We start from the raw sequence: 20,510 nt of genomic DNA, 5'->3' as shown, positions 1-20,510 counted from the left end.
AGCGCCGCCGCGCACCATCCAGCCCCTCCGGCGTTTGAGGAGCGGGGGTCCGGGGGCCGGCCCCCGAAACGGGGTCCGGGGCGGAGCCCCAGAGGGACGGGGGTCCAGGGGGCGCGGCCCCCTTGGCGGGGTCGAAGGGGCGGAGCCCCTGGGGATGGGACGGGTAGGGGCGGCGGGGGCGAGAACAACCCACCCCACCGAACCCCTCAGCGCCCCGCCAACGTCACCGCCCTGTCCAGCGCCTGCAGAAACCGGTTCACCGTCACCCGATCCCGCACCGCCACCCGCAGCCACTCCTCATCGAGCCCGGGAAACGTGTCCCCACGACGCACGGCGAAGCCGAGATCCCGAAGGTGGTGCCGTACACGCGCGGCACGCGGAAGCCGCACCAGCACGAACGGCCCCTCCGCGGGCTCGGCGAGCACAAGCCCGTCCGACGCGAACTCCCGCAGCCCGGCCACGAGATGGGCCCGGTCCAAGGCGATGCGCCGCGCCGCGGCAGCCGCCTCCGCCAGCGCCCCCGCCGACACACACGCCTCCGCCGCCGCGAGGGCGGGCGTCGACACTGGCCACAGCGGCTGGGCGCGCTCCAGCTCGGCTATCGTCTCCGGCGCCGCCAGTACGTAACCGATCCGCAGCCCCGCCAGCCCCCACGTCTTGGTGAGGCTGCGCAGAACGACGAGACCAGGTACGTCCGACCGCCCCGCCAGCGCCTCACGCTCGTCCGGCACGGCGTCCATGAACGCCTCGTCCACGACCAACGTCCGCCCCGGCCGGGCGAGTTCGCGGACGATCCCCGCCGGGTGCAGCACCGATGTCGGGTTCGTCGGGTTGCCGATCACCACCAGGTCCGCGTCCTCGGGCACGGCCCCCGGGTCCAGCCTGAACCCGTCCGACGCACGCAGCAGCACCCGGCCCACCGTATGTCCCGCATCCCGCAGCGCCGCCTCCGGCTCCGTGAACTGCGGGTGGACCACGACGGGGTGACGTACCTTCAGGGCCCGCGCCAGCAGCACGAACGCTTCCGCCGCGCCCGCCGTCAGCAGCACCCGCTCCACGGGCAGCCCGTGCCGCGCCGCCACCGCCGCCCGCGCGGCCCGGCCGTCCGGGTAGGCGGCGAGGCCCGTCCCGGCCAGCGACTCGGCGATGCGGTCCCGCAGCCACGCCGGAGGCGTGTCCGCGCGGACGTTCACCGCGAGATCGGTGAGCGCGGCCCCGTCGTCCCGGACCTCGGCGTCACCGTGGTGCCGCAGGTCGTGGCCGCCACCGGGGCCGGGGCGCCCGCCGTCGTGTTCAGTGCGCATGCGAGTGTGCGTGCCCCCCGTGGTGATGATGTCCGTGGTGGTGACCGTGGTGGTCGTGATGGCCGTCGTCGTCCGGGTGGTAGTGCGGCTGCTGCGGCACGCCCACCTTGTCCTCGAAGCCCGGCAGCGCGATCCGGTACACACACGAGTCGCAGTTCATGCGCAGGTCGCCCTTCACCGCCTCCTCGTACCGCTCCATCACCAGGTCGAGGAGTTCCGGCTCGGGACCGATGACGTCGGCCGAGAGCACCTCGACCTCGGGGTGGGCGGCCGCCCAGCCCTCGGTCTGCTGGCGCACCCGGTCCGGGAGGACGCCCGTGAACAGGAAGTAGGGCAGGACCACGATCCGCCGGGCGCCCAGCATCGCGCACCGGTCCAGGCCCGCCGGCACATCCGGCGCCGCCAGCGACACGAACGCCGTCTCCACACCGGCGTACCCGCGCCCCTCCCACAGCAGCCGCGCCGCCTTGTGCACCTCGGCGTTGGCGTCGGGGTCCGTGGACCCCCGCCCGACCAGCAGTACCGTCACATCGGCCCGGTCCCCCGGAGTACGGCCCTCGCCGCCCAGCGCCTCGTCCAGGCGCCGCTCCAGCACGTTCAGCAGCGACGGGTGCGGGCCCAGCGGGCGCCCGTACGCGTACGAGATCCCGGGGTGGCGCTCCTTCTCGCGGGCCAGCGCCGCCGGGATGTCCCCCTTGGCGTGCCCGGCGGACACCAGCATCAGCGGCACGGCGGCGAAACGGCGCACCCCGCGCTCCACCAGCTCGGCCACCGCCTCCCCGAGCGGCGGCGGGGACAGCTCGATGAACCCGCCCGCCACGGGCAGTTCGGGGTGCCGGAGCCCCAGCTCCCGTACGAAGGAACGGAACGCCTCGGCGCCCGCGTCGTCCCGGGTGCCGTGACCGGCGATGAGCAGGGCGGGGGACGGGGTGGTCACGACTTCTCCTTCGAGACGGGCGATACGGGGGATGTGAATGATGTGGTGGGTGACGATACGGGGTGGTACAGCAGGGCGTTCAACGCGGCTGCCGCGACCGCCGAACCACCCTTCTCGGAGACGTTGCTGACGGCGGGCAGCCCGCTCTCGCGCAGCGCTGCCTTGGACTCGGCCGCGCCCACGAAACCGACGGGCAGCCCGATGACGAGCGCCGGACGGGCGTCCAGGGTGAGCAGTTCCTCCAGAGCGGTGGGCGCACAGCCGATCACCCACAGCGCTCCGGGGCCCACCTCCTCGTACGCCAGCCGGACCGCGTGGGCCGAACGCGTCAGCCCCGGGCCGGACTTCGCGTCCTTGAGACGGCACACGGTCTCGCGGCGCGTGATGCCCGCCGCGACCATCTCCACGTCGACGACGACCGGCGCCCCGGCGTGCAGCGCGGCATGCGCCGTCTCCAGCGCGCCCTCGTCCATGACGAGGTCGGTCGCGTACTCGAGATCGGCCGCCGAGTGGATCACCCGCTCCACCACCGCGCGGGTCAGCGGCGGGAAGGGGGAGGTGTCCAGGCGGGCGCGCAGCCGCCGGAAGGACTCCGCCTCGATCGGGTGCACGACCCGGCCCTCGGGGAACACCTGGCTCACTGGGCCTCCTCCTGCCATCGGTAACCACGGGGCGTCACCATGCGCCCCGCGATCTCCCTGGTCGCCGTGTTGCCGACGGTCACGACCGTCATCATGTCGACGGTCGCCGGGTCCAGCGCCTCCAGCGTCGTCAGACGGCTGGACTCGTCGGGCCGTGAGGCGTTGCGGACGACACCGACCGGAGTCGTCGGCTCCCGGTGCTCCGCGAGGATCGCGAGCGCCTTCGGCAGCTGCCAGTCCCGGCCACGGCTGCGGGGGTTGTAGAACGTCACGACGATGTCGGCCTCCGCCGCGGCCCGCACCCGCCGCTCGATGACCTCCCACGGGGTGTGGAGGTCGGACAGGCTGATCGACACGTGGTCGTGGCCGAGGGGAGCGCCCAGGATCGCGCCGGCCGCGAGCGCCGCCGTGACACCGGGCACACCCACCACGTCGATGTCGTCGGACGCCTCCGCCAGCGCGGGCGACGCCATCGCGTACACCCCCGCGTCCCCGCTGCCGATCAGCGCGACCGCCTGCCCGCGCCGGGCCTCGGCGACCGCCGTACGCGCCCGCTCCTCCTCGGCGCCGAGCCCCGACTCCAGGATCCGGGTGCCGGGCCGGAGCAGGTCGCGGATCTGGTCGACGTACTGGTCGAGGCCCACGAGCACGGACGCGCGGCGCAGTTCGGCCCGGGCGCGGGGGGTGAGCAGGTCACGGGCGCCGGGACCGAGGCCGACGACGGCGAGCCGCCCGCGCCCCGGCCGCCGTACGACGGCACAGGTCGCCATGGCGGGACGGCCGTCCGCGCGCTCGGACTTCCGCTTCGGGACGAGGAGTTCACCACCGCGCACCAGGGCCGCGGCCTCGGCCACGGACGGCGTGCCGACGGCGGCGAGCGGCGCGTCCGACGGGTTGGGCACCTGGACGAGGGCCAACTCCTCAGCGGTGTACGTCACCACGGGCACCCCGAGCCGTTCGGCCGCCCCGACGATGCCGGGCTCACCGGCCTTGGCGTCCACGGTCGCGAGCTCGGCCACGCTGCGGACGGACAGCCCCGCGTCCCGCAGGGCGCCCTCGACGAGCCCGAGGACCTCCTCCACGGGAGCACCCCGGGAGGCGCCCACCCCGACGACGAGGGACGGCGGACGCAGGACGACCTCGTGCCGGGCGGGCTCGACGGCCCGGTCGGTGAGGCGGATGACGTACGAACCCCGGTCCGCCACCGTCAGCGGAGGCAACGGCCAGGCCACCTCGGTCTCCAGCACGACCGGCTCACCGTCCAGCAGAGCACGTGTCACCCCGGCGACATCGCCCTCCACGGGCCACCCGAGCGTGTCGAGCCCCGGCACGCCCACCGCGTCTGTCGCGGTCGTCACCACCGGCTCCGCACCGAGCAACTCGCCCACTTCCACGGCGAGTTCGTTGGCGCCGCCCCCGTGCCCGCCGACGAGGGACACGGCGAACCGCCCGGCCTCGTCCACGCACACCACCCCCGGATCGGACGCCTTGTCGCCGAGCAGCGGGGCGAGAAGCCGGACCACCGCGCCCGTCGCGAGGAAGCACACCAACTGCTCGCACTCCCCGAACGCCCGCCGCACGGCATCCCGTACGGGACCGTCGTACACGCGTGTGCGCTCCGGCCACGCAGCGGCCAGCCGGTCACGGGCGGCCGCGCCCGCCGCCGTGGCGGAAATCAGGCCGATCACTGGGCTACTCCTTCGGTACGTGCCGGAGGCCTCACGCCCCACAGCAGGAAGACGGGGTTGGTCGCCGCCAGCCGGGTCACGTCGCCCGGCAGCGGCGCCAGCCGCGACGACTGCAACAGGACGCCGTCACACGCGAATCCGGCGCCGGCGAGCGCCTCCCGCACTGCGGGAACCCGGTCGAGCGCCGCCATGGCGACCACCACGGTCCGCCGGGCGCGCCGGGCGCAGGCGGTGACGATGGCGGGCAGCTCGCGCCCCCCGCCGCCGACGAACACGGCGTCCGGATCGTCGAGATCGGACAGCACGGTGGGCGCCGCCCCGTGCACGACCTGGACGTCGACGCCGTGCGCGGCCGCGTTGGCGCGGACCCGCTCCACGCCGTCCGGCGTCTTCTCGACCGCGACCACGGCGGCCCCCAGCCGAGCGCACTCCACGGCCACGGAACCGGAGCCCGCGCCGATGTCCCAGACCAGGTCGCCGAGGCGCGGGCCGAGCCGGGCCAGCGCCAGCGCCCGCACCTCGAACTTGGTGATCATCGAGTCGCGGTGGGCGAACGCCTCCTCGTCCAGGGCCCATCCGGCGGGCCGGGGCGCGGGCCCGGCCACGGTGCGCGGCGGGGCGACCGTCCGCTTCTCGTCCAGGCACAGCACGACGTTCACCGCGGGGCCCCACCCGCGGCTCGCGGCCTCGGCCGGTGTGACCCGCTCGATCCGCTCCCGCCGGGGGTCGCCCAGCGCGGACGCCACCACGAGGACACGCCCGCTCGACCGGAGCCCCGCGCCCAGTTCGGCGGGCCCGGAGCCGGGCCCCGTCAGCACCGCCACCTTCGGCTGGGCCCGGCACACGTTCAGCGCGGTCCGCAGGTCACGTCCGTGCGCGCTCACCACCACCGCGTCGTCCCAGGTGAGCCCGGCCCGCGCGAAGGCGGTGGCGACGGACGACACACCCGGCCGCACGTCGAGGCGCCGCGACCCGAACCGCTGGGCCAGCACCCGGACGATCCCGAAGAAGCCGGGGTCGCCCGAGGCGAGGACGACGATCCGCCGCTCCTCGTCCTTCTCCAGGTGCTCCCGGATCGCGTCCAGGGCGGGCGCCAGCGGGCCGAGGACGACCCGCTCGACCGTGCTCGGCAGCGCCGAGGCCTCCAGATGCCTGCGCGCCCCCACGACCAGCGCCGCCCCGGCCAGCGCCTTCTTGGCGTCCGGGGTGAGGGGCGCCCCCGTCCCCGTACCGATGACGGTGATCACGGCGTGGCCCCTCGCCCGGCACCCTCGGCCGTGTCCCTTGCCGCGGTCTGCGTTGCCTCCGTGTCCCTTGCCGCCGTGTCCCGCCGCGCCTCACGCAGGGCCCTGCGCGCCGCGGGGTCGGCCTTCCGGTAGCCGTGGAAGTGGCCCGGGTGGTACAGGTGCGAACGCGTGCCGTGCGCGTCAAGGGCCGGGCCGACCAGGAACAGCGTGTGCTTCCACAGCTTGTGCTCCTTCACGGTCTCCTCCAGCGTCCCGATCGTGCACTTCACGACCAGTTCCTCGGGCCAGGTGGCCTGGTACGCGACGATCACCGGCGTGCCGGTCGGATAGCCGCCCTCAAGGAGCTCCCGCACCAGCTGGCCGCTGCGGGCCGCGGACAGGAAGACCGCCATGGTCGTGCCGTGCCGCGCGAACTCCCGCACCTCCTCACCCGGCGGCATGGGCGTCTTGCCGCCACCGAGCCGGGTCAGCACCACGGACTGGGCGACCTCGGGAACGGTCAGCTCCCGCTGGGCGAGCGCGGCCACGGCCGAGAAGGACGACACCCCGGGCACGACCTCGGTCGCGATCCCGATCCGGGCACACCGGTCGAGCTGCTCCTGCGTGCCGCCCCACAGGGCCGGGTCACCGGAGTGGATACGGGCGACCTTCAGCCCTTCCTCGCGGGCGCGCTCGTACACGGCGACGACGTCCTCCAGCGACATCGTCGCCGAGTCCAGGATCTGAGCACCCTCGCGCGCGTGGTCGAGGACCTCCGCCTGCACGAGGCTGGCCGCCCAGATCACGACGTCCGCCTCCGCGATCGCGCGTGCGGCACGGAACGTCAGCAGGTCGGCGGCGCCGGGGCCGGCACCGACGAAGGTCACCTTGCCGGCGGGGGCATCGGCCATGGGGATCGGTCCTCTCTGGGGTGGTGCTGGTACTGCTCGGGGGTGGTGCTGGGGGGGTGACGCCGGGCGCTGCTCGGGGTGGTGCCCGCTCTCGCCCTAGGGCGAGTGGCGGGTCGTGCGGGGCGCCGCGTACGTGAACGCCCGCCGATCGGATAGCAAGGGCACATGGCGGTCTTCGTCGCGCTCGGCGCGTTCCTGATGACGCTGGCCGGCGGCTGGACGGCACAGCGCGTGACGGACCGCCGTCACCTGGTGCTGGGCCTGGCCGGCGGCCTGATGCTGGGCGTGGTCGGCCTGGACCTGCTGCCGGAGGCACTGGAGGCGGCCGGCGAAGAGATCCACGGCGTACCGGCGGCCCTGCTGCTCTTCGTGGCCGGTTTCCTGCTGGCCCACATGGTGGAACGCCTGCTGGCGGCCCGTCAGGCGGCGCACGGGGCCGAGGAGAAGAACGGCCGCACTCCCGAGGTCGGTCTCACGGCCGCCGCCGCGATGGTCGGCCACAGCGCGATGGACGGCATCGCGATCGGCGCCGCCTTCCAGGTGGGCGGCGGCATGGGCGCGGCCGTGGCGCTCGCGGTGATCGCCCACGACTTCGCGGACGGCTTCAACACGTACACGATCACCAGCCTGTACGGGAACGCCCGCCGCCGGGCCCTCGTGATGCTGTTCGCGGACGCGGCGGCGCCCGTGGCCGGCGCGGCCTCGACCCTGCTGTTCACCATCCCCGAGCAGGCGCTCGGCTGCTACCTCGGCTTCTTCGGCGGGGCGTTGCTGTACCTCGCCGCCGCCGAGATCCTCCCCGAGGCACACCACGAGCACCCGGCGGGATCCACCCTGCTGGCGACGGTGACGGGCGCGGGCTTCATCTGGCTGGTGGTGGGAGTGGCGGGCTGACCCCGCTCTCGAACCGGTGCGGCTCACAACTTCCCGCCGCGTCCGCCGTCGCGCCGGGCGGGCGCGATGAGGGTGGAGAGGTAGGGAAGGGGGCCGTCGCCGAGCTCGCCGGCGGACCGGATGGACTCCTCGGGCAGCCCGAGCGCGGACCCCCACACGGCGCCCTCGGCCCGTCCGCTCTCCCGCAGCGCCTCGGCCACCTCCCGCGCCTGCCGCCCGAACTTGTACGCGACGACCGTGCCGGGCCCGCCCAGCGCCTCCTTCAGCGCGGCGGCTCCCGCGGTCACCGGCACGAGCGTCAGCGGTTCGGTTCCCTCGGTCAGGACGGCACCGGACCGGGCGGCGAGGTCCTGCATGGCGGTGATCCCGGGCACGGTCTCGACACCGACCCCGGGCACCAACTCCACGATCGTCTGCGCGAGATAGGTGAACGTCGAGTACACGTTCGGGTCACCGATGGTGGCGAAGGCGACGGAGGAGTACGTTCCGAGCAGCTCGGCCACCCGCCGCCCGGCGGCGTCCCACGCGGCCTCGCGCCGCTCCCGGTCGGTGCGCTCGTTGAGCGCGAACACGACCCGTACGACCTTCTCCTCCGGCACGTAGTGCAGCACGGTGGCCTCGGCCCGTCCGGGCTCACCGGTGTCCATGACGGGTACGACGACTACGCCGGCCGCCCGCAGGGCGTTGACTCCCTTGACGGTCACCAGCTCGGGATCACCGGGCCCGACCCCGACTCCGATCAGCCTGCTGCTCATGACGTCCGGCACCTCTCCACGAACCGACGGGCCACACCGGGCGAGGACGCCCAGTGGGTGTGCAGATAACTCGCGTGCACGCCTCGCTGCACGAAACCTTCGACGCGCCTGTCCGGCGCCCGCACGCCCCACGCGGGATCCGCCCCCGCCCCCGGCTCGACCACGGTCCGGTGGAACTCGTGCCCCCGCATCCGGGTCCCGGTGGGGGCGAGGACGCTGTCGCTCACGGCGACCGCGTCCCGGTACCCGAGCGTGAGCCGCTCGGACATCCGGGCCCCGGCGTCGAGCACCCCGCACATCGGCTGCCCGTCGAGTTCCCGGCACAGATACAGCAGCCCCGCGCACTCGGCGGCGACGGGAGCACCGCTCTCCGCGAGGGCGGCGACGGCTTTGCGCAGGGGTTCGTTGGCGGACAGCTCGGCGGCGTACACCTCGGGGAACCCGCCACCGATGACCAGCCCACGGGCGCCGTCGGGCAGTTGCTCGTCACGCAGGGGATCAAAGATGACGACGTCAGCGCCCGCGGCGGAGAGCAACTCGGCATGCTCGGCGTAGGAGAACGTGAAGGCGGGCCCACCGGCGAAGGCGACGACCGGCCTTTCGCCATCAGGCCGGTCCGCACCCCCCAGCCCGTCGTGGGGGTCCCCCCGCTCGAGCGAAGCCGAGAGTGGGGGAGTTTGAGGACGAGGCCGTTCAGGCCGATACGGGGGTTCGGAGGCGGAGCCCCCGAGGTCGGGAACGGGAAGGGGCGACGGGGGCGAAGAACCAAGCACCTCAGCCGCGTCCCAAGCCGCACCCGGCAACGCCCCCGCGGTCCGCGCCAGCGCAAGCAGCCCCTCCAGGTCGCACCCCGAAGCCACCTGCCCCGCCATGGCGTCCACGGCCTCGACAGCGGCAGCCCGCCGCTCCGCGACCGGCACCAGTCCCAGGTGCCGCGAAGGCGTACCCACCTGCTCGGCCCGCCGCAGCACCCCGAACACCGGCACTCCGACGGAGTCCAGCGCCTCCCGCAGCAAGACCTCGTGCCGGTCCGACCCCACCTTGTTCAGGATCACGCCCCCGACCCGCACCTGCGGATCCCACGACGCGAACCCGTGCACCAGCGCCGCCACCGACCGCGACTGCGACGACGCGTCGACGACCAGCACGACCGGCGCCCGCAGGAGCTTCGCGACGTGAGCGGTGGACGCGAGTTCGCCCTCGCCCGCGGCCCCGTCGTACAGCCCCATCACACCCTCGACGACCGCGAGATCACACCCGCGCGCCCCGTGCGCGAACAGCGGCCCGACCAGCTCCGGCCCGCACAGGTACGCGTCGAGGTTCCGCCCCGCCCGCCCGGTGGCGAGCGCGTGATACCCGGGATCGATGTAGTCCGGCCCCACCTTGTGCGGGGACACGGCGAGCCCCCGCGCGGCGAACGCGGCCATCAGCCCCGTGGCGACGGTGGTCTTGCCGCTGCCGGAGGCCGGCGCGGCGACGACCAGCCGGGGCACGGACGACGAGGACGTCACGAGAACATCACCACTCGATGCCCCTCTGGCCCTTCTGGCCCGCGTCCATCGGGTGCTTGACCTTGGACATGTCGGTCACGAGATCGGCGAAGTCGACGAGCTTCTCAGGCGCGTTCCGCCCGGTGATCACGACGTGCTGGGTCCCGGGCCGGTCGCGGAGCACGTCGACGACCTCGTCGGTGTCCACCCATCCCCAGTGCATCGGGTACGCGAACTCGTCGAGCACGTACAGCTTGTACGTCTCGGCCGCCAGATCCCGCTTGACCTGCTCCCAGCCCTCCCGGGCCTTCTCCTCGTTGTCCATCTGATCGTCGCGCTGGACCCACGACCAGCCCTCGCCCATCTTGTGCCAGTCGACGGACCCGCCCTCACCGGACGCGCCCAGTACGCGCAGCGCGTTCTCCTCGCCGACCTTCCACTTGGCCGACTTGACGAACTGGAACACCCCGATGGGCCACCCCTGGTTCCAGGCGCGCAGAGCGAGCCCGAAGGCAGCGGTCGACTTGCCCTTCCCGATTCCCGTGTGGACGACGACAAGAGGCCGGTTACGGCGCTGACGAGTCGTCAGACCGTCGTCCGGCACCACACTCGGCTGCCCCTGCGGCACTACGCGGCCCTCCTCGAACTTCCCTGAACTTCCTTCACCAGCCCGGCGATCGAGTCCGCCCGCAGCTCGTCGAGCGTCACCGCCGTACCGCCCAGCTCACCCGCGAGCTGCCCGGCCAGCCCCAGCCGCACCGGCCCCGACTCGCAGTCCACGACCACGGACGCGACACCCTCGGCCGCGAACAGCCGGGCCGCCTTCCCCGCGAGCGCGACAGGCTCCGGGCCGCCGGTGGCCCGCCCGTCCGTCACCACGACGACCAGCGCCCGCCGGGCCGGATCCCGCAGCCGCTCCACCCGAAGCACCTCGTGCGCACGAAGCAGCCCGGCCGCGAGCGGCGTCCGCCCACCCGTGGGCAGCGACTCCAGCCGGGCCGCCGCCGCGTCCACCGACGACGTGGGCGGCAGGGCGACCTCCGCCGCCGACCCCCGGAACGTCACCAGCCCCACCTTGTCCCGCCGCTGGTACGCGTCCAGCAGCAACGACAGCACAGCCCCCTTCACGGCGCTCATCCGCTGCCGTGCCGCCATCGACCCGGAGGCGTCCACGACGAACAGCACGAGGTTCCCCTCGCGCCCCTCACGCGTGGCCTGCCGCAGATCGTCCCGGCGCACGACCAGCCCGGGCCCCGACCGGCCCCGCGCCCGCTGATGGGGCGCGGCGGCCCGCACGGTCGCCGCCAGGTGCAGCTTCGTGAGCGCCCCCTGCGGCCGCCGGGCGCCCGTGGTCCGCCCGTGCTCGGTCCGCGCCCGCGAACGCCGCCCGGCGGCACCCTCGCCGAGGCCGGGCACGCTCAGCACCTTCGTACGAAAGGGCTCGGAGGCGCGTACGGGCTGCTGCTCGCCCGAACCGGCACCCGAGTTCTGCGGTTCCCCGCCCTCCCCGGTCTCGGGCCGTGCGCCCGTGTCGCCGCCTTCAGGACCGTCGGAGCCGTCCTGCGGCGGCTGGCCGCCATCGCCCGGACCGCCCCCGCCGGGCCCGTCGGGGTCCGGATCGTCGTCCTCCGGCTCCCCGAACTCCTCCAGGGTCTCGTCGAGCTTGTCCTCGTCGAGCCCCGGCGCGTCGAAGGGGTTCCGCCGCCGCCGGTGCGGCAGCGCGAGCAGCGCGGCCTGCCGTACGTCCTCGGCGAGCACGTCGGTCCGCCCGGCCCACGCGGCCAGCGCGGTCGCCGTACGGGCCATCACGATGTCGGCCCGCATGCCGTCCACCTCGAAGGCCGCACACGTCGCCGCGATCTGCCGCAGCGCCCCGTCGCCGAGCCGCACCGACGGCAGCAGCTCCCGCGCGGCCACGATCCGGGCCCGTACGGCGGCCTCCTCGTCGGCCCAGCGAGCGGCGAAACCGGCCGGGTCGTCGTCGTAGGCGAGCCGCCGCCGTACGACCTCCACCCGCTGCTCGGGCTCCCGCGAGGCCGCGACCTCCACGGTCAGCCCGAACCGGTCGAGCAGCTGCGGCCGCAGCTCGCCCTCCTCGGGGTTCATGGTCCCGACGAGCAGGAACCGCGCGGCATGCCGTACGGACACGCCCTCGCGTTCCACGTACGACGCGCCCATCGCGGCTGCGTCCAGCAGCAGGTCGACCAGGTGGTCGTGCAGCAGGTTGACCTCGTCGACGTAGAGGATCCCCCGGTGCGCGTCCGCGAGGAGCCCCGGCTCGAAGGCCTTCACGCCCTCGGAGAGCGCCCGCTCGATGTCCAGCGCGCCCACGAGCCGGTCCTCGGAGGCGCCGACGGGCAGCTCCACCATGCGGGCCGGACGGGACGCGCCCGCGCCCGTCTCGTGCGGCCCGTCCGGGCACGCGGGGTCCGGGGCCGCCGGGTCGCACGAGAAGCGGCACCCGGCGACGACGTCCACCTGAGGCATGAGCGCCGACAGGGCGCGCACCGCCGTGGACTTGGCGGTGCCCTTCTCACCCCGCACCAGCACGCCGCCCACCGCGGGCGACACCGCGTTCAGCAGCAGCGCGAGCCGCAGGTCGTCCTGGCCGACGACGGCCGTGAACGGAAACGGAACACTCACTTCTCGTCGCCCTCCAAGTCGCCCTCCAGCTCCAGGTAGGTGGCGCGCAGCCGCTCCAGCGTGTCCGCGTCCGGCTCCGCCCACAGCCCCCGGTCCGCCGCCTCCAGCAGCCGCTCGGTGATGCCGCGCAGCGCCCAGGGGTTGGACTTCTTCATGAAGTCCCGGTTCTCCGCGTCGAAGACGTACTCGGCGCTGAGCTTCTCGTACATCCAGTCGTCGACGACCCCGGCCGTGGCGTCGTACCCGAAGAGGTAGTCGACGGTCGCCGCCATCTCGAAGGCGCCCTTGTAGCCGTGGCGCCGCATCGCGGCCATCCAGCGCGGATTGACCACGCGGGCGCGGAAGACGCGGTGGGTCTCCTCGCCGAGCGTGCGGGTCTTCACCTGGTCTGGCGTGGCCGAGTCACCGACGTACGCCTCGGGGCTCGCGCCCGTCAGGTGCCGGACCATGGCCACCATGCCGCCGTGGTACTGGAAGTAGTCGTCCGCGTCGACGAGGTCGTGCTCGCGGGTGTCGACGTTCTTCGCGGCGACCGCGATCCTCCGGAACGCCGTCTCCATGTCCCCGCGCGCCGCCCGCCCGTCGAGCCCGCGCCCGTACGCGTAACCGCCCCACACCGCGTACACCTCGGCGAGGTCGGCGTCGGAGCGCCAGTTGCGGGCGTCGATCAGCGGCAGCAGACCGGCCCCGTACGCGCCCGGCTTGGACCCGAAGACCCGGGCCGTCGCGCGCCGCCGGTCGCCGTGCTCGGCGGTGTCCTCGTCGGCGTGGGCCTTCACGTAGTTCTGGCCGACGGGCTCGTCGAGCTCCGCCACCGCCCGCACCGCGTCGTCGATCAGGCCCACCACGTGCGGGAACGCGTCCCGGAAGAACCCGGAGATGCGGACCGTGACGTCGATGCGCGGCCGGCCGAGCTCCGCCAGCGGCACGACCTCGAACCCGGTCACCCGGCGCGAGGCGTCGTCCCAGACCGGGCGGCAGCCGAGCAGCGCCAGGATCTCCGCGATGTCGTCGCCCTGGGTGCGCATCGCGGACGTGCCCCAGACGGTGAGGCCGACGGACTTCGGGTACTCACCGGTGTCCTGCAGATAGCGGGCGACCAGCGAGTCCGCCAGCGACTGCCCGACCTCCCAGCTCAGCCGGGACGGAATGGCCTTGGGGTCGACCGAGTAGAAGTTGCGGCCGGTCGGCAGGACGTTGACGAGCCCGCGCGTGGGCGAGCCCGAGGGGCCCGCCGGGACATAACCACCGTCGAGGGCACGCAGGATGTGCCCGATCTCGTCGGTGGTCCTCTCCAGCCGCGGCACGACCTCGGTGCACGCGAACTCCAGCACGGCGACGGCGTCGGGGAGTTCGGTGCCGAGCACGTCCCGCACCAGGGACGGCACGGCCGCCGCGTCCCACCCGCGCTCCTCCATGCCCTCCGCGACCCGCCGGCACAGCTGCTCCAGCAGGTCCACGGCGTCGGCGGCCGTACGGGACGGGCCGTCCACCCGGTCCGTCAGCTCGACCGGCACCTTCACCGGAGCACCCGGCTCGGCGAGCAACTCCTTCTCCACCAGGCCGAAATGAGCGGCCAGCGAGGCGCGCAGCCCCGGCAGGGCGTTCGCCTGCCCGCCCCACACCTGGGAGGCGCGCAGCACGGCGAGCACGAGGTTGACGCGCGGCTCGCCCACCGGCCCGCCACCGAGGATGTGCAGGCCGTCGCGGATCTGCACGTCCTTGATCTCGCACAGATAGCCGTCGATGTGCATGACGAACTCGTCGAAGTCGTCGTCCTCGGGCTGCTCGTCGACGTGCAGGTCGTGGTGCAGCTCGGCCGCCTTGACCAGCGTCCAGATCTGCGCCCGGACGGCCGGGGCCTTCGCCGGGTCCAGGTCGGACACGAGCGCGTACTCGTCGAGGAGCTGTTCCAGCTTGGCGAGGTCGCCGTAGGTGTCGGCACGCGCCATGGGCGGGACGAGGTGGTCGACGACCGTGGCGTGCCCGCGGCGCTTGGCCTGGGTGCCCTCGCCGGGGTCGTTGACGATGAAGGGGTAGACCAGCGGCAGCTCGCCGAGCACGGCGTCCGGCGCGCAACTCCCGCTCAGCCCGAGCCCCTTGCCCGGCAGCCACTCCATCGTGCCGTGCTTGCCCATGTGCACGATCGCGTCCGCGCCGAAACTGTTCTCCAGCCACCGGTACGCCGCCATGTAGTGGTGTGAGGGCGGCATGTCGGGGTCGTGGTAGATCGCGATCGGGCTCTCGCCGAAGCCGCGCGGCGGCTGGATCATCACGACGACGTTCCCGAACTGCAGGGAGGCGAGCACGATTTCGTCCCCGTCGACGTACAGGCTGCCCGGCGGCTCGCCCCACGCCTCGGTCATCGCGTCCCGCAGCTCCGGGTCGAGCTTGTCGAACCACGCCCGGTAGTCGGCCAGCGGCACGCGCGCGGGCGCGGCGGCCAGCTGCTCCTCCGTCAGCCACTCGACGTCGTGACCGCCGGCCTCGATGAGGCGGTGGATGAGCTCGTCGCCGTTGTCGGGGTACTGGGTCAGGCCGTACCCGGCGTCCCGCAGCGCGTCGAGCACGCGTACCGCCGACGCGGGCGTGTCCAGCCCGACCGCGTTGCCGACCCGGGAGTGCTTGGTCGGATAGGCGGTGAAGACCAGCGCCAGCTTCTTCTCCGTGTTCGGCTTGTGCCTCAGCCGCGCGTGCCGTACGGCGATCCCGGCGACCCGCGCGGCCCGCTCGGGGTCGGCGACGTACACCGGGACGTCGTCGGGGCCCTGCTCCTTGAAGGAGAAGGGGACCGTGATCAGCCGCCCGTCGAACTCCGGGATCGCGACCTGCATCGCCGCGTCCATGGGGGAGAGGGCGGCGTCGGACTCGTCCCAGGCGGCGCGCGAGGAGGTGAGGCAGAGCCCCTGCAGCACCGGGATGTTCAGGTCGGCGAGCGCCCCGATGTCCCAGGACTCCTCGTCACCGCCCGCCGACGCCTGAGAGGCGTGCGTGCCGCCGGCCGCGAGCACGGTGGCGACGAGCGCGTCGGCCCGCCCGAGGAGCTCGTACAGCCCGGCGTCCGCGCCGCGCAGCGAACCGCAGTACACCGGCAGGGCGTTGGCGCCGCGCGCCTCGATGGCGTCGCACAGCGTGTCCACGAAGGCGGTGTTGCCGCTCAGCTCGTGGGCCCGGTAGAAGAGCACGCCCACGGTGGGGCGGCCCTCGGTGAGGGCCCGCTCGCCGTGCACGCCGTACTCCGGCATCTTCCGCGGCTCGTCGAAGCCCTCGCCGGTCAGCAGCACGGTGTCCGAGAGGAACCGGGCGAGCTCGGTGAGGTTGGCAGGCCCGCCCTCGACGAGGTACCGCAGCGCCTCCGCCACCACACCGGCCGGCACGGACGACTCGGCCATCAACTCCGCGTCGGGCACGGCCTCCCCGCCGAGCAGCACGGTCGGGACGCCGGACGCCCTGAGCGCGGCCAGTCCGTCCTCCCAGGCGCGCTTGCCGCCCAGCAGCCGTACGACGGCGACGTCCGCGCCCTCGATCAGCCCCGGCAGTTCCTCCGCGACATCGACCCGCGTCGGGTTGCCGATCCGGTAGGAGGCACCGGAGGCCCGGGCCGCCAGCAGATCGGTGTCGGCGGTCGACAACAACAACACTGTGCTCATGCGGGCGCTCCCGGTGGAATGAAAGGCAGTCCTTGCGGCGCGCCCGACTCGATGAGCCGCCACAGCGCGTCCGTGTCCGCGTGTTCCTCGATCAGGTCGCCGAGCCGGTCGAGCTGTTCCTCGCGCAGCGCGGCGAACGACGTGTCGGGGGCCGGTACGAAGCGGCGGCCCGCGGCGGCGGCCACCTCCCGCAGGAAGGCCCGCCGGAAACCGTCCGACTCCAGCGAGCCGTGCCAGTGCGTGCCCCAGGTCTGGCCGACCCGGCAGCCGTCCAGGAACGGCTCACCACCCACGACGTCGGCGACCCCGTGATGGATCTCGTACCCCTCGACCCGCTCGCCGAGGGCCTCCCCCTCCGGCCGGGTGAGGGTCTTCTCGCGGGCGAACCGCACCCGCACGGGCAGGATCCCCAGCCCGTCGACGCGGCCCAGACGGCTCTCGACCTCGTCCTCGATGTGCTCGCCGAGGATCTGGAAGCCGCCGCAGACGCCGAGGACCGGGCGTCCCTCCGCGGCCCTGCGGACCAGGGCGTCCGCGAGCCGGCGCTCCCTGAGCCACTGGAGGGCCCGTACGGTTCCGCGCGTACCCGGGACCACCACCAGGTCGGCGTCCGTCAGCTCCTCCGGCCGGTCCACGAAGCGCACGACGACACCCGGCTCGGCGGCCAGCGCGTCCACGTCGGTGAAGTTGGACATGAGGGGGATGGCGCAGACGGCGACCCGGAGCACGTCCTCACCCACCGGAGGGGCGACGTTCGACTCCCGTACCGTCCCCCGCAGGGAGACCCTCAGCCCGTCCTCCTCGTCGATCCCGAGCCCGTGCCGGAAGGGCAGGACGCCGTACGTGTGGCGGCCGGTGAGCCCGTGCAGCATGTCCAGGCCGGGTTCCAGCAGGGACACGTCCCCGCGGAACTTGTTGACGAGGAACCCGGCCACCAGGGCCTGGTCCTCGCGCGACAGCAGGGCGACGGTCCCGAAGAAGGACGCGAAGACGCCGCCCCGGTCGATGTCGCCGACGACGAGGACGGGAAGCCCGGCGTTGCGGGCGATGCCCATGTTCACGATGTCGGTCCGCCGCAGATTGATCTCGGCGGGAGAACCGGCGCCCTCACAGATCACCGCGTCATACGTGCCCCGCAACTCCGCGAGGCAGTCCAGCACGGTGCCGAGGAGCTGCTGCTGCCGCCCGCCGTGGTAGCCGCGCGCGCTCAGCTCGCCCACGGGCTTGCCGAGGAGCACGACCTGACTGCTCTGCTCCCCTCCCGGCTTCAGCAGCACGGGATTCATCAGCGCGGTCGGCTCGACCCGGCAGGCCTGGGCCTGCATGGCCTGCGCCCGCCCGATCTCGGCACCCTCGCGCGTCACGAACGAATTGAGGGACATGTTCTGCGCCTTGAACGGCGCGACCTTGACGCCCTGCCGGACCAGCCACCGGCAGATCCCGGCGGTGACGACGCTCTTGCCCGCGTCCGAGGTGGTGCCGGCGACGAGAAGACCCCCGCTCATGCCTTCCGCCCCCTCGCGACGAGCCTCACGGCGACGGCCGCCCCCAACGCGAGCCAGCTCACCCGCCGTGACAGGCGCACGGCCCGTTCGATGTCGCCCACCTCCACGGCACGCCCCTCCCCGTTCAGCACGGGCCGATGCTCCACACGTCCGCCGTACGACAGGGTCCCGCCCAGCCGCACCCCCAGGGCACCCGCGAACGAGGCCTCCACGGGACCGGCGTTGGGACTCGGGTGCCGGCCCGCGTCGGCTCGCCACGCCCGAACGGCCCCCCGGGGATCGGGGCCCGCCACGGCGGCGAGGACGGCGGTGAGCCGGGCCCCCGGCCACCCCGCGAGGTCGTCGAGCCGGGCGGAGGCCCAGCCGTAGCGCCGGTAGCGGGGCGACTTGTGGCCGACCATGGCGTCGAGGGTGTTGACGGCCCGGAACCCGAGCAGCCCCGGCACTCCCGCGACGGAACCCCACACCAGGGCTCCCACCACGGCGTCCGACGTGTTCTCGGCGACCGACTCGACGACGGCCCGGGCGATCCCGTCGGCGTCGAGGGCCTGCGGGTCCCGCCCGCACAGATGCGGCAGCCGCGTCCGGGCGCCCTCGACGTCCCCCGTCCGCAGGGCACGCCCGATGGTCCTGGCCTCGCGCGCCAGCGAAGTACCCCCGACGACGGCCCAGGTGGCCGCGCCGGTCAGAGCGACGGAGGCGGCGGACGACGTTCTCACGGCACCAGCGGCGGCGGCTCCGAACGTGACGGCGCCACCGGCGCACACGAGGGTGTGCAGCGCGCCCCACCCGCGGTGGTCCCGCCACAACACCCGCTCCACGGCACCCGCGGCCCGCCCGAACACGGCGACCGGGTGCCCCCGGCGGGGATCGCCCAGGAGCAGGTCACCGAGGAGCCCGGCGGCGGCGCCGTACGCGAACACGCGATCGGCACGCATCGGTTCAGCCGACCGCTGTGGCCGCGGGTTCCGGCAGGGCGGTGGTGCTGACACTCAATCGGCAGCCGAGCATGGCGATATGTCCTCACTCAGGGTGTCCACGCCCTGGTTCGACGAGACCGACGGCGAGAGTTCCTGACTCCCGGGGATGGCTACCCCGGTCACAGTGGCGGGACCGCGCCGGACTTCCACCGGCTTCCTCTTCTGCCGCCCGTACATGGCTCCGGCAGTCCACCACGGGGTTGGAAGGGGCGTCAACTTGCCGTTGACCTGCGAAGGGAGAGTGTGCTGAGGCCCACATACGAGTGGGGTGCGGGACGGTGATCCGTCCCGCACCCCACTGCTTGGCGTGTCTCTGTCGTGTGCCGGTGTCAGGCCACGATCAGATAGATCCCGTACGCCACCGCCGCCGCGCAGGCGGCGAAGCACGCGTACGCCGCCGTCGTGGCGAGAGCCGCCGAGTTGCCGGAGGCCGTGGCCGTCTCGCGCTTGGAGAGGCCGACGATGCCGAGGGTGAAGAGGCCGACGAGGGCCACGGTGACCACGAGGCTGACTCCGAACACGGAGCCGAGGGCTGCCCAGTCGATGTGCATGGTGGTGTGTTTCCCTTGCTCAGAGAGCGGGCGCCGACGACTTCGCCGGGGTGTCGGCGGAGACGGTGGCGGTGGCCGCGAGGTCGTCGGTGAGCGGGCCTGCCGGGGGCGGGGTGACCGCCGCGATGGCCGTGGTCACGACGCCGGCGGGCTCGTCGGTGTCGTTGACGTTGGTGTGGTCGACCACCTCGCGGCGCGAGAGCAGCCAGATGGCGGCGCTGGACGCGACGAGGAAGACGGCGACCAGCGTCGTGCCCCAGGTGCCGAAGGAGGTCACCCACTCGGCTCCGGCGCCGACCACGGCCGCGGCCGGGAGCGTCAGGCCCCAGGCGACGAACATGCGGGTGGCCGTGGACCAGCGGACCACACCGCCCTTGCGGCCGAGCCCCGCGCCCATCACCGCGCCGGAGACGGAGTGCGTGGTGGAGAGGGAGAAACCGAGGTGGGAGGAGGCCAGGATGACCGTCGCCGCGCTGGTCTGGGCGGCGAAGCCCTGCTGCGGCTGGAGGTCGGTCAGGCCTTTGCCCATCGTGCGGATGATGCGCCAGCCACCCAGGTAGGTGCCGAGCGCGATGGCGACACCGGCGGAGAGGATGACCCAGACCGGCGGGTCGGAGTCGGGGGCGATCGCGCCGCCGGCGACCAGGGCCAGGGTGATGATGCCCATCGTCTTCTGGGCGTCGTTCGTGCCGTGGGCCAGGGAGACCAGGCCGGCCGAGGTGATCTGGCCGGCGCGGTAGCCCTTGGACGTGGCCTTCTCGTGGGCGTTCTTGCCGAGGGTGTACGTCAGCCGTGAGGCGAGCATCGCGGCGATGCCCGCGACCAGCGGCGCCGCGACGGCGGGGATCAGTACCTTCGTGACGAGGACGTCACCGTGCACCGCGCCCAGGCCGGCCGAGGCGACGGTCGCGCCGATCAGACCGCCCATGAGGGCGTGCGACGAACTCGACGGCAGTCCGACGAGCCAGGTCAGCAGGTTCCAGAGGATGGCGCCGACCAACGCGGCGAAGATCACTTCTGGTCGTATACCGGTCTCGTCGACGAGACCTTTCGAGATCGTGTTGGCGACCTCGATGGAGAGGAACGCGCCGACAAGGTTGAGCACGGCGGACATGGCCACCGCGACCTTGGGCTTCATCGCGCCGGTCGAGATGGTGGTGGCCATCGCGTTGGCGGTGTCGTGGAAACCGTTCGTAAAATCGAACGCGAGCGCGGTGACGACCACGATCGCGAGGATCAGCGAGAAGTTTTCCATTTACCCGGGCTTCTTTCGGACGTCAGTGGCACGTTGACCGTAGGCAACCTGGGTGAACGGAAGATGAACTGGGCTGAACC

16 protein-coding genes and 1 riboswitch are annotated in these 20,510 nt (G+C 73.6%); of the genes, 1 reads left to right on the top strand and 15 read right to left on the bottom strand.

Features of this window, described 5'->3' with window-relative positions:
• Positions 1-206: 206 nt before the first annotated feature.
• The 6 genes from cobC to cobM are packed head-to-tail and all read right to left on the bottom strand — an operon-like array spanning position 207 to position 6,707.
• Entirely contained in the window at positions 207-1,304 is a 1,098-nt protein-coding gene (gene cobC / locus ACZ49J_RS10745; RefSeq protein ID WP_467451084.1) for an Rv2231c family pyridoxal phosphate-dependent protein CobC, read from the bottom strand.
• Positions 1,294-2,241 (bottom strand): sirohydrochlorin chelatase, encoded by a 948-nt coding sequence (locus ACZ49J_RS10740; RefSeq protein ID WP_467451082.1) that lies wholly within the window; start codon positions 2,239-2,241, stop codon positions 1,294-1,296. The genes cobC and ACZ49J_RS10740 overlap by 11 nt, the downstream gene beginning before the upstream one ends.
• The gene (locus ACZ49J_RS10735; protein WP_467451331.1) at positions 2,238-2,873 is read right to left on the bottom strand and encodes a precorrin-8X methylmutase; all 636 of its coding nucleotides are present in this window, start codon (positions 2,871-2,873) and stop codon (positions 2,238-2,240) included. The genes ACZ49J_RS10740 and ACZ49J_RS10735 overlap by 4 nt, the downstream gene beginning before the upstream one ends.
• Before the next feature lie 5 nt (positions 2,874-2,878).
• Positions 2,879-4,570 carry a precorrin-3B C(17)-methyltransferase gene (cobJ, locus tag ACZ49J_RS10730; RefSeq protein ID WP_467451081.1) on the bottom strand — a complete coding sequence of 564 codons (1,692 nt, stop codon included), beginning with the start codon at positions 4,568-4,570 and terminating at the stop codon, positions 2,879-2,881.
• Complete coding sequence (gene cbiE / locus ACZ49J_RS10725) at positions 4,567-5,817, bottom strand: precorrin-6y C5,15-methyltransferase (decarboxylating) subunit CbiE (protein WP_467451079.1); 1,251 nt, start codon at positions 5,815-5,817, stop codon at positions 4,567-4,569. The genes cobJ and cbiE overlap by 4 nt, the downstream gene beginning before the upstream one ends.
• Positions 5,814-6,707, bottom strand: coding sequence for a precorrin-4 C(11)-methyltransferase (gene cobM / locus ACZ49J_RS10720; protein ID WP_467451077.1), 894 nt, complete (start codon positions 6,705-6,707; stop codon positions 5,814-5,816). The genes cbiE and cobM overlap by 4 nt, the downstream gene beginning before the upstream one ends.
• A gap of 165 nt (positions 6,708-6,872) precedes the next feature.
• Between cobM and ACZ49J_RS10715 the strand changes: the two genes are divergently transcribed.
• A complete protein-coding gene (locus tag ACZ49J_RS10715) occupies positions 6,873-7,601 on the top strand; it encodes a ZIP family metal transporter (RefSeq protein ID WP_467451076.1) in 729 nt (242 codons plus the stop codon).
• A gap of 23 nt (positions 7,602-7,624) precedes the next feature.
• Here ACZ49J_RS10715 and cobI read toward each other — a convergent pair whose 3' ends face one another.
• From cobI to ACZ49J_RS10670, 9 genes are all read right to left on the bottom strand, one after another.
• A complete protein-coding gene (gene cobI / locus ACZ49J_RS10710; protein WP_467451075.1) occupies positions 7,625-8,356 on the bottom strand; it encodes a precorrin-2 C(20)-methyltransferase in 732 nt (243 codons plus the stop codon).
• Positions 8,353-9,867, bottom strand: coding sequence for a cobyrinate a,c-diamide synthase (locus ACZ49J_RS10705; protein WP_467451074.1), 1,515 nt, complete (start codon positions 9,865-9,867; stop codon positions 8,353-8,355). The genes cobI and ACZ49J_RS10705 overlap by 4 nt, the downstream gene beginning before the upstream one ends.
• 7 nt (positions 9,868-9,874) lie before the next feature.
• Positions 9,875-10,474: a cob(I)yrinic acid a,c-diamide adenosyltransferase gene (gene cobO / locus ACZ49J_RS10700; RefSeq protein ID WP_467451073.1), complete on the bottom strand. Its 600-nt coding sequence runs from the start codon at positions 10,472-10,474 to the stop codon at positions 9,875-9,877.
• Complete coding sequence (locus tag ACZ49J_RS10695; protein ID WP_467451072.1) at positions 10,474-12,489, bottom strand: putative cobaltochelatase; 2,016 nt, start codon at positions 12,487-12,489, stop codon at positions 10,474-10,476. The genes cobO and ACZ49J_RS10695 overlap by 1 nt, the downstream gene beginning before the upstream one ends.
• A complete protein-coding gene (gene cobN / locus ACZ49J_RS10690; RefSeq protein WP_467451069.1) occupies positions 12,486-16,139 on the bottom strand; it encodes a cobaltochelatase subunit CobN in 3,654 nt (1,217 codons plus the stop codon). The genes ACZ49J_RS10695 and cobN overlap by 4 nt, the downstream gene beginning before the upstream one ends.
• Positions 16,136-17,644: a cobyric acid synthase gene (locus ACZ49J_RS10685; RefSeq protein ID WP_467451068.1), complete on the bottom strand. Its 1,509-nt coding sequence runs from the start codon at positions 17,642-17,644 to the stop codon at positions 16,136-16,138. The genes cobN and ACZ49J_RS10685 overlap by 4 nt, the downstream gene beginning before the upstream one ends.
• Entirely contained in the window at positions 17,641-18,582 is a 942-nt protein-coding gene (locus tag ACZ49J_RS10680) for a cobalamin biosynthesis protein (RefSeq protein ID WP_467451067.1), read from the bottom strand. The genes ACZ49J_RS10685 and ACZ49J_RS10680 overlap by 4 nt, the downstream gene beginning before the upstream one ends.
• A gap of 110 nt (positions 18,583-18,692) precedes the next feature.
• Positions 18,693-18,833: riboswitch (cobalamin riboswitch) on the bottom strand.
• A 120-nt stretch (positions 18,834-18,953) separates the two neighbouring features.
• Positions 18,954-19,175: a hypothetical protein gene (locus ACZ49J_RS10675; RefSeq protein WP_152778041.1), complete on the bottom strand. Its 222-nt coding sequence runs from the start codon at positions 19,173-19,175 to the stop codon at positions 18,954-18,956.
• Between the two features lie 19 nt (positions 19,176-19,194).
• Positions 19,195-20,430 (bottom strand): inorganic phosphate transporter, encoded by a 1,236-nt coding sequence (locus tag ACZ49J_RS10670; protein WP_467451066.1) that lies wholly within the window; start codon positions 20,428-20,430, stop codon positions 19,195-19,197.
• Positions 20,431-20,510: the final 80 nt, after the last annotated feature.

The organism is Streptomyces sp. NPDC030840 (assembly GCF_055572015.1).
Note: the sequence above shows the minus strand (reverse complement) of the source record. Positions and strands in the feature narration are given on the sequence as shown.